The organism is Flavobacterium sp. S87F.05.LMB.W.Kidney.N (assembly GCF_004366435.1).
Lineage (GTDB): Bacteria > Bacteroidota > Bacteroidia > Flavobacteriales > Flavobacteriaceae > Flavobacterium.
Genome location: NZ_SODX01000005.1, coordinates 318,880 through 332,609 on the forward strand (window position 1 = coordinate 318,880; position 13,730 = coordinate 332,609).

Genomic DNA, 13,730 nt, shown 5'->3' on the forward strand with positions numbered 1-13,730 from the left:
AATGTTAGGTATGTATTTATAGTCAAAAAAAATAATTCATAATTTAATTAAGAATGAAGATAACAAAATTAGCATTTGTCTTGTTTGGACTTTTCCTTTTAGGAAGCTGTAAATCGGCTTTAGAGAAAAAGACTTGGAAAGAAGGAATTTTAGTAGATCAGTTTATTTACGATAAAGCGCCTTATCCGTCTTGCCACGCTGTTACAATTGTCGAAGCTACAAATGGTGATTTAGTTGCTTCTTGGTTCGGAGGAACTCACGAAAGACATCCTGATGTTTGTATTTATGTCGCTATTAAACCTAAAGGAAGCGATACTTGGAATGAAGGCGTAAAAGTTGCCGATGGTGTCATGAAAGAAGGGCCGAGATTACCAACATGGAATCCGGTTTTATATCAAATTCCGGGTGGCGATTTAATGCTTTTCTACAAAATCGGACCAAAACCATCAGAATGGTGGGGCGTAATCAGAACTTCATCTGACGGCGGAAAAACATGGTCTGAGGCGAAAAAAATGCCTGATGGTTTCTTAGGGCCAATCAAAAATAAACCTGTTTTATTAAGCAACGGAACATTATTATGTCCGTCAAGTATCGAAGGCGATGGTTGGAGACTTCGTATGGAATCGACTCCTGATTTCGGAAAAACTTGGGTAATGGGCGATACGCTTCCAAGAGGAAAACAAAAAATAAATGCGATTCAGCCCAGTATTTTATTCCACAAAGACGGAAGTATCCAAGCTATCGGAAGAACCAGAAACAGAGCTATTTTCAGCACTTTCTCAAAAGACAATGGAAAAACCTGGTCTGATATTGAGTTAATCGGACTTCCAAATAATAACTCAGGAACAGACGCCGTAACTCTTAAAAACGGCAAACATTTATTAGTTTACAATCATGTTTTACCTCCAGGGAAAGAAGCAAAAGGTCCAAGAACACCATTGAATGTTTCGGTTTCGGATGACGGAATTAACTGGAAAGCCGCTTTGGTTTTAGAAGATTCAAAAATCAGCCAGTATTCGTATCCATCTATGATTCAGAGTTCTGACGGAATGGTGCATATCGTTTACACTTGGAGAAGAGAAAAACTGAAATACGTAAAAATCGATCCAACTAAGTTAAAAGCACTTCCAATCAAAAACGGAATCTGGCCGGGCGAAGAAGGAAAAGTGGTAACAGCTGTTAAGGCTGAAGAGGAGTAAGATTTAAAAAATTTAACCATTAAGATATTAAGTTTCATTAAGCTTAACTTTCTTAGATTTAAAATTAAGTTTATTAAGTATTACAGGGCTTAACTTCCTTAATATCTTAATGGTAAAAACTAATAATATGAAATCAATTTATTTTAAAAGAAATATTCTTGTTTTATTTCTGGCTGTTTTATCGAGTACATTCAACAGTTGTGCAACAGCTCAGTCTTCCAATAAAAAACAAAAATACAAAGTAGCAGTTTGCGACTGGATGATTTTAAAGAGACAAAAACTAGGCGCTTTTGGTTTGGCGGCTGAAATAAAAGCAGACGGAATCGAACTAGACATGGGAGGTTTAGGAAATCGACCAACTTTTGACAGCAAATTAGGCGATCCAGTTGAGAGACAAAAATTCTTAGATAAATCCAAAGAAACCGGTGTTGGAATCAGTTCTATTGCAATGTCAGGGTTTTATGCGCAGTCATTTGCCACAAGAGAAATCACGCCAATGATTACGGATTGTATTCAAGCCATGAAAAATATGAAAGTTAAAGTGGCCTATCTTCCGTTAGGAACTCAAACCGATTTGGTTAAGAATCCAGAATTACGTCCAGAAGTGATCAAAAGATTGCAGTGGGCAGGAAAAGAAGTAGGGAAAATTGGTGGAGTTATCGCTATTGAAACTTCTTTGAGTGCTACAGAAGAGAAAAAACTTTTAGAAGAAGTCGGTTCAAAATATATTAAAAGCTCTTTCAATTTTGCCAATGCAGTTGACAATGGCAGAGATATTTCATTAGAATTAAAAATCTTAGGAAAGAAATACTTAGCGCAGATTCATGCATCAAACACCGATCAGTTTTGGTTAGAAAACGACAAAGCGATCGATATGCCAAAAATCAAACAGACATTAGACGAAATGAAATGGAGCGGATGGTTAATTGTAGAGCGTTCTCGTGACGTGACACAAGTGCACAATGTAAAAGCCAATTACGGAGCCAACGTAGCTTATTTGAAAAAGATTTTCCAGAATTAAACAATAAACAGTGATCAATATGTAATCGTTAAACAAGACAATTTATCACTATAAATCTGCCGAATCTGCTAAATCTGCGAGAGATATTTTTCACGCAGATCGGGCAGATTTAGCAGATTATTTTTAAAAAGAATATCCAAAAACAGCATACCATGAAATATTTACAATTACTTTTTTTATGTTTTTATGTCTCTTTCGCGACAGCGCAGAACATCACAGTCGTGAGTGATCCGAGCTCGCCGAGAGCAAAATTTGGCGCAGAGAAATTATCTGAAATACTTACAGCAAAAGGTTTCAGCGTAACTTCTTCTGATAAATTCAAAAAATCAAAAAATAAAGTAATTGTTATTGGTGAAAAAGGAACTGATTTCTGGAAAAAAAATGCGAAAAGCGCTAAAATCGATGATAGTAAACTGACTAAAAAAGAAGGCTTTCAGATTCGTACTCAAAATAATATTATTTATGTACAAGGAACAGATGCCTCTGGAGCATTGTATGGCGCTTTAGAATTAGCAGACCGTATTAAAAGTTCAGGAAAACTTCCGTCAGAAATAAATTTGGATGACAGTCCGGAAATGGTTTTAAGAGGAGCTTGCATCGGAATGCAGAAACCCGTTTATCTTCCTGGGCGTGATGTTTACGAATATCCGTATACACCGGAAACTTTTCCTTGGTTTTACGATAAAGCTTTATGGATAAAATATCTGGATATGCTGGTTGAAAACCGCATGAATTCTTTGTATTTATGGAACGGACATCCGTTTGCTTCCTTAGTGAAATTAAAAGAATATCCGTTTGCTGTCGAAGTAAGCGATGAAGATTTCAAAAAGAACGAAGAAATCTATAAATTCTTAACGGTAGAAGCCAATAAAAGAGGAATTTGGGTAATTCAGATGTTCTATAATATTATTGTTTCTAAGCCTTTTGCAGAACATTATAACATTAAAACACAAGATCGTTCGCGTCCAATTACGCCATTACTTTCAGATTATACCAGAAAATCGATTGCCGCTTTTATCGAAAAATATCCAAATGTTGGATTAATGGTTTGTTTGGGAGAAGCAATTAATACGGTTGATGACGATGTGGAATGGTTTACCAAAACGATTATTCCAGGCGTTCGCGATGGTTTACAAGCATTAGGAAAAACAGAGGAACCGCCAATTATTTTACGTTCTCACGATACAGATGGGCCTTTGGTAATGGAAAAATCACTTCCATTATACAAAAACTTATATACAGAAAGTAAATATACAGGAGAATCTTTAACGACCTATACGCCGGGCGGACCTTGGGGCGAAACGCATAAACAGTTAAGCGCTTTAAAATCAATTCATATTGAGAACGTTCATATTTTGGCCAACTTAGAACCTTTCAGATACGGTTCGCCAGATTTTATACAGAAAACAGTAAAAGCGATGCACAGCGTTCACGGTGCCAATGCATTACACTTGTATCCGCAGGCATCGTATTGGGATTGGCCTTATTCGGCAGATAAAACTAAATCAGGCGAACGTTTACTAGAAATGGATCGTGACTGGATTTGGTACAAAGCATGGGCTAGATATGCTTGGGACAGCAAAAGAGACCGAAATGAAGAGGTGAAATTCTGGGATAATGATTTAGCTGCTAAATTTGGAACTAGTCAGGAAGCTGCCAATAACATCTTAAAAGCTTACGAAGAAACAGGAGAAATCGCTCCAAAAACATTAAGACGTTTCGGAATTACCGAAGGAAACCGTCAAACCTTATTATTAGGAATGTTCGAAAGCCAATTGGTAAATCCGTCGAAATGGCGTGTGTATCCGGGATTCCACGAATCTTGTGGACCAGCAGGCGAATTGCTTTTGGAATATGCTAAAAAAGAGTGGAATAAAGAACCGCATTCAGGCGAACTTCCAACACAGATTATTGCTGAAATTACAGAACACGGAAGATTGGCTGTTGAAGCCATCGACAAAGCCGAAGCGAGCGTAACTAAAGACAAAGAAGAATTTGCACGTCTAAAAAACGATATGCATGCCTATAAAGCTTTCGCAGATTTCTTTTCAGAAAAAGTAAAAGCAGCCTTATTGGTTTTAAGATACAGTTATTCAAATGATATTGCCGATTTAGACAAAGCAATGCCTCATTTGGAGAAAAGTATCGAGTATTACGAATTATTGGCGAACCTTACGAAAGATACGTATTACTATGCCAACAGTATGCAGACAGCACAGCGCCGAATTCCGATTGGAGGCGATGACGGAAATAACAAAACTTGGGCTGAATTATTGCCGCATTACGAGCGTGAATTGGCTAATTTCAAAAGAAATCTAGAAAAGTTAAAAGCTTCAAAAGACGGCAAAATTGAAACCAAAGAAGGAAAACCTTGGAAAACGGCTGAAGTTACTTTCATCGACGAAAAACCGGGAACGTATTTAGTGAAAACAGGAACAAAAGTTTACGGAACCGATATTTCTGAATTAACGAAAATTGCTCCTGAACTTCAAAACCTAAAAGGATTTACGTTTGCAGAAAACGACCAGAACGAAAAAGGAACGCATTTGAAGTTTAGAAACACAAAAGCGGTTAAATTAGTGGTTGGTTATTTCAATTCAGATCAAAAGAGATTTTTGTTACCGCCAAGTTTGGAAACCGATGCTGCAGGAAATGCGCACGGTCAGGCGGAAGTTACTTTGGCAAGCGCCATGAATTTAAAAGATTTGCCACGTGTAAACATTCATACCTATACTTTCCAGCCGGGCGAAAATAAATTAGATTTAGGAAAAGGAAAAGTATTGATTTTAGGCTTTATAGATGCAGATCAAACCATAACACCACGTGATGTTGGATATATTGATGCAGGAGAAAAAGCTGCTATTGACTGGTTGTTTTATTAATAAGATTTTGGGCGTGTCCCTCCGGGTCGGGCTTTCGGCTATATCTTTTATTCCGCTCCGCTGCATAAAAGGATACCGCCTCAATCCCTCACGCAAACCAACATTACATTAGACCTGACGGGTTTTTAAAAACGCGTCAGTTTAATTAAGAATATAAACACAATCTTGTCATCCCGAGGAACGAGGAATCACACTAGAAGCTACGCAAGGTAAAGCCAATCTTTGTCGATTTGCGAGTGTGATTTCTCCCTTCGGTCGAAATGACAAAACGAGCGAATATAATTATCGATGTTAAATCTGACGGGTTTTTAAAAACCGTCAGGTTTACGTTGAGAATATAACACAATCTTGTCATCCCGAGGAACGAGGGATCACACTAGAAGCTACGCAAAGTAAAACCAATCTTTGTCGAATCCGAGTGTGATTTCTCGTTCCTCGGAATGGAAATGACAAAAAGCAGTATATCAAACTTAAATAGCCTTATATAACTTATATGGTTTAAAAATATGAAAAGAATAGTTTTTTTTATTTTTTGTTTTTTTTCAAGTCTTTGCTTTGTTTGGAGTCAGAGCAAAGGTTCAGGGAAGCTTCGTAAAGAAATTTCGCTGAATTCATCTTGGGAAACCGTAATACTGGATAATCTTCCGCTGAAAGAAGAAGATTTTGTAGAAAATCCAAAAACTGATTCCAATTGGCAAAAGGTTAGTGTGCCTCACAATTGGGATCAGTATTATGGTTTCAGAAGAACAAAACATGGAAATTTACATGGTACTGCTTGGTACAAGAAATCTTTAAAACTGGATAAAAAAGACGTTTCTAAAAAGCTTTTCCTCTATTTTGAAGGCGTTAGTTCGTATGCAACCGTTTGGGTAAACGGCAAAAAAGTGGGCGAACATAAAGGTGGTAGAACCACTTTTACATTAGACATAACAAAAGCCGTTTCTTTCGATAAAGAAAACCAGATTTTGGTTAAAGCAGCACATCCATCTTTTATTGCCGATCTTCCTTGGGTTTGCGGAGGATGCTCTGGAGAATGGGGGTTCTCTGAAGGCTCTCAGCCAATGGGAATTTTTAGACCTGTTACGTTAGTCATAACAAACGATGTTAGAATTCAGCCTTTTGGAGTTCATATCTGGAATGACAAATCGGTTTCCAAACAAAAAGCCATTCTTCATACGACTACAGAAATCAAGAACTACGGGACGTCAAACCGAAATTTGACTGTAGAAAATGTTCTCGTTGATGCTTCAGGAAAGAAAGTTGCCATTACAAAAAGCGACAACAAAATTAATTCAGGAGAAACAAAAGAAATAACACAAACACTTCCAGAGATTGTAAATCCGAAATTATGGTCGCCGTCCAATCCGTATTTGTACAAGTTGGTGACTTCTATTTATGAAAACGGAAAAATAATTGATCAGTTAACAACGCCTTACGGAATCCGTTGGGTGAGTTGGCCCGTTAGCCGTGACGGAAAAGACAATCGTTTTTTTATCAATGGCGAACCTTTATTTATCAACGGAACCTGCGAATATGAGCATTTAATTGGAAACAGTCATTCGTTTTCAGACGAAATGATTCATTCCAGAATCGAACAAATCAAAGCGGGCGGATTTAACGCTTTTAGAGAAGCGCATCAGCCTCATAATTTATTGTATCAAAAAGAATTAGACGAAAACGGAATTTTATTTTGGAGTCAGTTTTCGGCACATATTTGGTACGATACACCTGAGTTTAAGGAAAACTTTAAAACCTTATTAAGAGAATGGATTAAGGAACGCAGAAACAGTCCGTCGGTGGTAATGTGGGGCTTGCAGAATGAAAGCACTATTCCGAAAGAATTTGCTGAAGAATGCACTCGGATTATCCGCGAAATGGATCCGTTATCAGCTTCTCAAAGAATCGTGACGACTTGTAATGGAGGAGAAGGAACAGACTGGAATGTGGTGCAGAACTGGTCAGGAACGTATGGCGGAGATCCGTTAAAATATAATTTGGAAATGAGCACGCAGTTGTTAAACGGTGAATACGGCGCTTGGCGTTCGGCCGATTTACATACCGAAGGCGAGTTTGACCAAAAAGGAACTTTGAGCGAAAACAGATTCTCTCAATTAATGGAAATTAAAGTTCGCGAAGCCGAATCGGTTAAAGATAAAATTGCGGGACAGTTCAACTGGCTTTTTGCTTCGCACGAAAATCCGGGAAGAGTACAAAACGGAGAAGGATTTCGAGATATTGACAAAGTCGGGCCAGTAAATTACAAAGGACTTTTCACGATTTGGGGCGAACCTTTGGATGCGTTTTATATGTACAGAGCCAATTACGTTTCGAACAAAACCAATCCGATGGTGTATATCGTTTCGCACACTTGGCCAAGCCGTTGGGATAAACCGGGTATAAAAAACGGAATCGATATTTATTCGAATTGTGATGAAGTAGAATTGTTTAATGACGTCAATAAATCTTCTTTAGGGAAATTAAAAAATCCAGGAATCGGACAGCATTTTCAGTTTAATAATGTCAATATTCAATACAATGTTTTGTACGCTGTTGGATACGTAAACGGAAAAGCGGTTGCTAAAGATTATGTTGTTTTGAATACACTGCCGAAAGCGCCAAATTTAGCCGATTTAACTCCTGAAAAAACAGATTTATTAAAAGATAAAAAAGGCTATAATTATATCTACAGAGTAAATTGCGGTGGATCTGAATTTACTGATAGTTCAGGAAACACTTGGTTTACAGATACGCACAAAAGCGGAAAATATACATGGGGTTCGTCATCATGGACAGATAGCTTTGAAAAACTTCCGGATTTCTTTGCGAGTCAGAGAACGACTTTTGACCCAATAAATGGTACAAAAGATTCCGAATTATTCCAGAGTTTTAGATATGGTGTTGACAAATTGCGTTATGAATTTCCTGTTCCCGACGGAGAATATTTAGTAGAATTATATTTTACAGAACCGTGGTACGGAACTGGAGGAGGAATGGAATGCAAAGGCTGGCGTTTGTTTGATGTTGCCATCAATGAAAATGTCGTTTTAAAAGATTTTGATATTTGGGTAGAAGCGGGACACGATCAGGCGCTGAAAAAAACTTTTACAGTAAAAAGCAAAGACGGAAAAATTGTGATTTCCTTTCCGAATGTAAAAGCAGGGCAGGCTATTATTTCGGCAATTGCTATCGGAACTAAAGATCGAAAACTGAGACCTGCAGATGCTTCGCCAAAAAATATTGAGAATTTGGTTCTGGATTCTTATGATAAAAACAACAGAATAGCTTCGTGGATGGATATCAATTCAAAACAATTTTCAGATTCTGATGTTGTTTTTACAGAATTGCCTTCTGAATTATTTGGTGCCTATTATTTACAGTTTTCAGTTACTTCTAAAAATAAAGGTTCGTTTACTGCCAAAGAAGATTCGAATATTTATGTTTTAGTTGATAGTAAAATCAAGGAATCGGTTTCGTTTTCTGATTATAAAAAAATAGAGGAAAAAGCGAAAAACAGCAATGGAGCTTCATTTACGATCTTCAACAAAAAAGTAAAAAAAGGAGAAAAAATTCTTTTTGATAATGCTGAATCGATAAGTACAATCGCTGTTGTTCCAGTTTACGATATGGGCGAAAAAGACGATTCAAGACCTGTGGTAATCATTGAAGCTGAAAATGCGAAATCAACAGGAACAGGAATCGAAAAAGGAAATTTCAAAAAAGCCGATTATATTGAGTTTACCAAAAAAACAGCAAACAGCATTCAGTTTGAAGTAAAACCTGGCGTTGCGGGAATTTATTTAATGCGTTTTAAATTCATGAACAGAAATGAAACGCCTTTGAAAGTCAAATTTAAAATGGAAGATGCATACGGAATTTTAATGCGAAACGATACCATTGAGTTTTTTCCGTCAACAGAAAAATGGAAGATTTTAAATACGACTTCCGGTGGTTATATTAATGCAGGAACGTATAAAATTACATTAGAAGGCGATGATTTGAAAGGATTGATGCTGGATAATTTCGAATTTCAATAGGTTTTTTTTGAGGTTCAAAGGGGCAGAGGTTCAGAAGGACAAAGGTTTTCATCGTAGAGACGCACTGCAGTGCGTCTACGTTCCAATTGTCAGGCTGAGCGGAGTCGAAGCCCACGCAAATAAACAGAATCAATATTATACGTCCAGTTTGTCATTTCGACGAAGGAGAAATCTTCGCAAGAAGCTCGACAAAGATTTGTAATTAACGTTGTGGAGTTACTTGCGAAGATTTCTCCTTAGTCGAAATGACAAGATTGGAGAAAATGCTAATTTTTAAAAATGATTATTTAAATATATTATGATTTTAAAAAAGATAATAATTGCTTTAACAATACTGTTTTCAGTATCCATTTTTGCACAAAAACAAGCCAGAATTGTCGAAGATTTCAATAAAAACTGGAACTTCAAATTAGGAGATCATCCAGATGCAATTCAAGCAAATTTAGATGTGAAAGATTGGAGAACGCTTCAATTACCGCATGACTGGAGTATTGAAGGCGCTTTTGATAAAGATGCTAAAACCAAACAAGCGCAAGGATTTTTGCCTGCTGGAAAAGGCTGGTATCGCAAAGTGTTCGCTATTCCTGCGAACTGGAAAAACAAAACAGTTTCAATAGAATTTGACGGTGTTTTTAAGAACAGCGAAGTTTTCATAAATGGCAAATCATTGGGAGTGCGTCCAAACGGTTATATTTCATTTGGGTATGATTTATCTCAATATGTCAACTTTGGAAAAGAGAATGTAATCGCGGTAAAAGTCGATAACGATGCACAGCCCAATTCAAGGTGGTACACAGGTTCTGGAATTTATAGAAATGTGCGTTTGGTTGCCAGCGAAAAATTGCATGTAGGAAAGTGGGGCACTTTTGTAACTACGCCTGAAGTTTCTGTAGCAAAATCTAAGATTCATTTAGAAGTTACGATTGATAATGACAATGGGACTCCGAAAGAATTTAAACTCGTTACTTCAGTTTTAAATGCGGACAATAAAGAAGTAGCTAATTTCACTTCAACAGAAAAAATATCGGCTAAAACTTCAGAGAAAAAGATTCACGATTTGGTTTTAAATCAGCCAAAATTGTGGGATACTGAAAACCCGTATTTGTATAAAGTGGTTACTAAAATTTATGAGAAATCGAAATTAGTTGACAATTACGAAACGCCTCTTGGTTTCCGTTTCTTTAGTTTTGATTCAGAGAAAGGATTTTCTTTAAACGGAAAACCAACGAAGATTTTGGGAGTCTGCCTTCATCATGATAACGGCGCTTTGGGTGCTGTCGAAAATATTCATGCAGTAAGAAGAAAACTGACTTTGATGAAAGAAATGGGCGCAAACGCTATTAGAATGTCTCATAATCCTCATTCTTTGGAAATGATGCAATTGTGCGATGAGATGGGTTTCATCGTTCAGGACGAAGCTTTTGACGTTTGGAAAAAGAAAAAAGTGACCAACGATTACCACAAAGACTGGGATGCGTGGCACAAACAGGATTTAGAAGATTTCATTAAAAGAGACCGAAATCATCCATCAGTTATGATGTGGAGTATTGGTAACGAAATTAGAGAACAGTTTGATTCTACAGGAATTTCCATTACTAAAGAATTGGCTAAAATTGTAAAATCTTTAGATACAACGCGACCTGTAACTTCGGCTTTGACGGAAAATGTTATTGAGAAGAATTTTATTTATCAGTCGGGTGCTTTAGATCTTTTAGGATTTAATTATAAACACGAAGATTATAAAGATTTTCCAATTCGTTTTAAAGGGCAGAAAATATTAGCTTCAGAAAGCGTTTCGGCTTTAGAAACGCGTGGACATTATGATTTTCCAGACGGAATTAAAGCGTGGCCAACCAAACACGGTGCTCCGTTTGACGGGAATGCAGACTGGACGGTTTCGGCTTACGATCAGGTGAAATCGTATTGGGGAGCAACGCACGAAGAGAACTGGAAAACGATTAAAAAACAGGATTTCATGGCGGGAACTTTTATCTGGACAGGTTTTGATTATATCGGAGAACCAGATCCATATCCGTATCCGGCAAGAAGTTCTTATTTCGGAATTGTGGATTTGGCCGGACTTCCAAAAGATGTGTATTATATGTACCAGAGTGAATGGTCGACCAAAACAATGCTGCATATCTTTCCGCATTGGAATTGGAAAAAAGATCAGGAAGTGGAAGTTTGGGCGTATTACAACAATGCCGATGAAGTTGAATTATTCTTAAACGGAAAATCTCTCGGAACAAAATCAAAACAAAATGATGATCTGCATATTTCATGGAAAGTGAAATTTGAACCAGGAACATTAAAAGCTGTTTCAAGAAAGAACGGAAAATTAGTTTTAGAAAAAGAAATTCGCACAGCGGGAGAAGCTTCAAAAATAGATCTAAAAGCAGATAAAACGACAATTAAAAACGATACTTACGATTTGGTTTATGTCACGGTTTCTATGATAGATAAAGATGGAAACTTATTGCCAAATGCTATGGATTTAATCAATTTTGAAGTGACTGGCGGAGGAAAATTAGTTGGTGTTGATAATGGTTATCAGGCCAATTTGGAGTCGTTTAAAGCGAATTCCTGTAAGTTGTTTAATGGTAAATGTATTGCGATTATTCAATCAAACGGAAAAAAAGAAAATATTCAGTTGAAGGCGACGACAGGAAATGGAATTCCAGTTTCGTCGATTGATATAAAGGTTAATTGATCGTTGAATTTATATTTCGCCCCGCTGGGGCTTTTTTCGTGATTTTTACCGTTTTCTATAAATATTTCGCTCCGCTGGAGCTTGTTCTAAAGAATTAAATAGTTTTCAGCTCTGGAAGAGCGAAATATTTATAGAAAAGAATTTTCGAATTTATAAGAGCTCCATGGGAGCGAAATATTTGAATCTAAAATTAAAATTTAGAAATTCTATAAATTAAGCTCCTATTGTGTTTGTTATGCAATTAAATAGTTTTTCAGCTCTGTAAGAGCGAAATATTTATAGAAAAGAATTAACAAGATTATCACAAGCTTCATGGGAGCGAAATATTTAGATCTAAATTTAAAAAATCAGTAAACTCCATTAGAAATAATGGAGTTTTTTTATGAAGTTACAAAGTTGATTTTGTCTTATATTAGCATCTTTGATAAGAAATAAAATACTATGATATTAGCATTTGATACTTACTATTTTGACGGAAAAGCCAAGACAGTTTGTTTGGAATTTGAAGAATGGAATGAAAGTAAAAACTTTAAAATTCACACCGAAATAATAGAAAATGTAGAAGAATATATTCCTGGTGAGTTTTACAGAAGAGAACTTCCCTGTATTTTGAGTTTATTAAATCAAATAGATTTAGCAAAAGTTGATGTTATAATAGTGGATAGTTTTGTTTATTTAGATGATGATAAAAAATATGGTTTAGGCGGGCATTTATACGAAAGTCTTAATAAAGAAATTCCGATTATTGGCGTTGCCAAAACAAATTTTGCATCGATTGAAAAAGATAAAGTCGGGATATTAAGAGGTGACAGCCAGAAACCCCTATACGTTACGGCAATTGGTATTGAACTGGATGATGCAGTGCAAAAAGTAAAAAGTATGTCAGGAGAATTTAGAATTCCAACCTTGTTGAAAGAGTTGGATCGATTGACAAAAGAGAATTTATAGACCAAAACTCCATTAGAAATAATGGAGTTTTTTAGTATCCGTCATTTTGGCTAATACATCTTCCAAAACGGCTACAAACAGCTTTATACTTCGGCTGATCTTTGCATTATAATTTTAAAACAATTAAAAATGCAAAAGACAATTTTTATTACAGGAGCTTCAACAGGATTAGGAAAATCTACAGCAAAATTATTTCAAAGCAAAGGCTGGCAGGTAATTGCGACCATGCGTAATCCAGAAAAGGAAACAGAATTAAATCAATTAGAAAATGTGATTGTACTTCCGTTAGACGTGACAAATTCAGAGCAAATTGATTCTACGATTAAAAGTATTACAGAAAATTATTCTATAGATGTGGTTTTAAATAATGCTGGTTACGGTTTAATTGGCGCTTTAGAATCTTTAGAAAATCATCAAATCGAACGTCAGATCGTGACTAATTTATTTGGGGTTATTCGGGTTTCAAAAGCTTTTGTATCTCACTTCCGCGAGAAAAAAAGCGGTACTTTTATTAATATTACTTCTACTTTCGGTTTAATGGGTTTTCCTACTTGTTCGATTTATAGCGCGACAAAATTTGCTGTTGACGGATTTTCAGAAAGTTTGGCATCAGAATTAGTCCAATTCGGAATACAAGTAAAAGTTGTGGCTCCAGGCGGCATGAAAACAGATTTTGCCATACGCTCTCTGGAAGTTGCACAACACGAAGCATATGAAAAACTAACTTTTGAAGTGAGTAAAGGGTATAGCGCAGAACAATTAGAAAATTATACAAAAGCCGAAGATGTTGCTCAAATTATCTACGAAGCTGCGACAGACAACAAGAATCAATTACGATATATTGCCGGAAATGATGCCAACGCATTATACAATGAGCGCTTAAGTTTGGGAGCTGAAAATCAGGTAAAAAATATCAAAACCATGTTTACTTTTTAA

7 protein-coding genes are annotated in these 13,730 nt (G+C 36.4%); all 7 read left to right on the forward strand.

The features are described from left to right. Positions 1-53: 53 nt before the first annotated feature. The 7 genes from EDB96_RS16775 to EDB96_RS16805 all read left to right on the forward strand — a co-directional run bounded on the left by EDB96_RS16775 (position 54) and on the right by EDB96_RS16805 (position 13,730). A complete protein-coding gene (locus EDB96_RS16775; RefSeq protein ID WP_134142092.1) occupies positions 54-1,199 on the forward strand; it encodes a sialidase family protein in 1,146 nt (381 codons plus the stop codon). Positions 1,200-1,326: 127 nt separating this feature from the next. Further along, positions 1,327-2,220: a sugar phosphate isomerase/epimerase family protein gene (locus EDB96_RS16780; RefSeq protein WP_166669317.1), complete on the forward strand. Its 894-nt coding sequence runs from the start codon at positions 1,327-1,329 to the stop codon at positions 2,218-2,220. Between the two features lie 152 nt (positions 2,221-2,372). Further along, positions 2,373-5,102: a glycoside hydrolase family 20 zincin-like fold domain-containing protein gene (locus EDB96_RS16785; RefSeq protein WP_134142094.1), complete on the forward strand. Its 2,730-nt coding sequence runs from the start codon at positions 2,373-2,375 to the stop codon at positions 5,100-5,102. A 506-nt stretch (positions 5,103-5,608) separates the two neighbouring features. After that, a complete protein-coding gene (locus EDB96_RS16790; RefSeq protein ID WP_134142096.1) occupies positions 5,609-9,136 on the forward strand; it encodes a malectin domain-containing carbohydrate-binding protein in 3,528 nt (1,175 codons plus the stop codon). Between the two features lie 298 nt (positions 9,137-9,434). Next, positions 9,435-11,846 carry a sugar-binding domain-containing protein gene (locus EDB96_RS16795; protein WP_134142097.1) on the forward strand — a complete coding sequence of 804 codons (2,412 nt, stop codon included), beginning with the start codon at positions 9,435-9,437 and terminating at the stop codon, positions 11,844-11,846. 441 nt (positions 11,847-12,287) lie between these two features. Beyond that, positions 12,288-12,794 (forward strand): endonuclease V, encoded by a 507-nt coding sequence (locus tag EDB96_RS16800; protein ID WP_134142098.1) that lies wholly within the window; start codon positions 12,288-12,290, stop codon positions 12,792-12,794. Between the two features lie 129 nt (positions 12,795-12,923). Continuing rightward, on the forward strand, positions 12,924-13,730 hold the full coding sequence (locus EDB96_RS16805; RefSeq protein WP_134142099.1) for an SDR family oxidoreductase: 807 nt from the start codon (positions 12,924-12,926) through the stop codon (positions 13,728-13,730).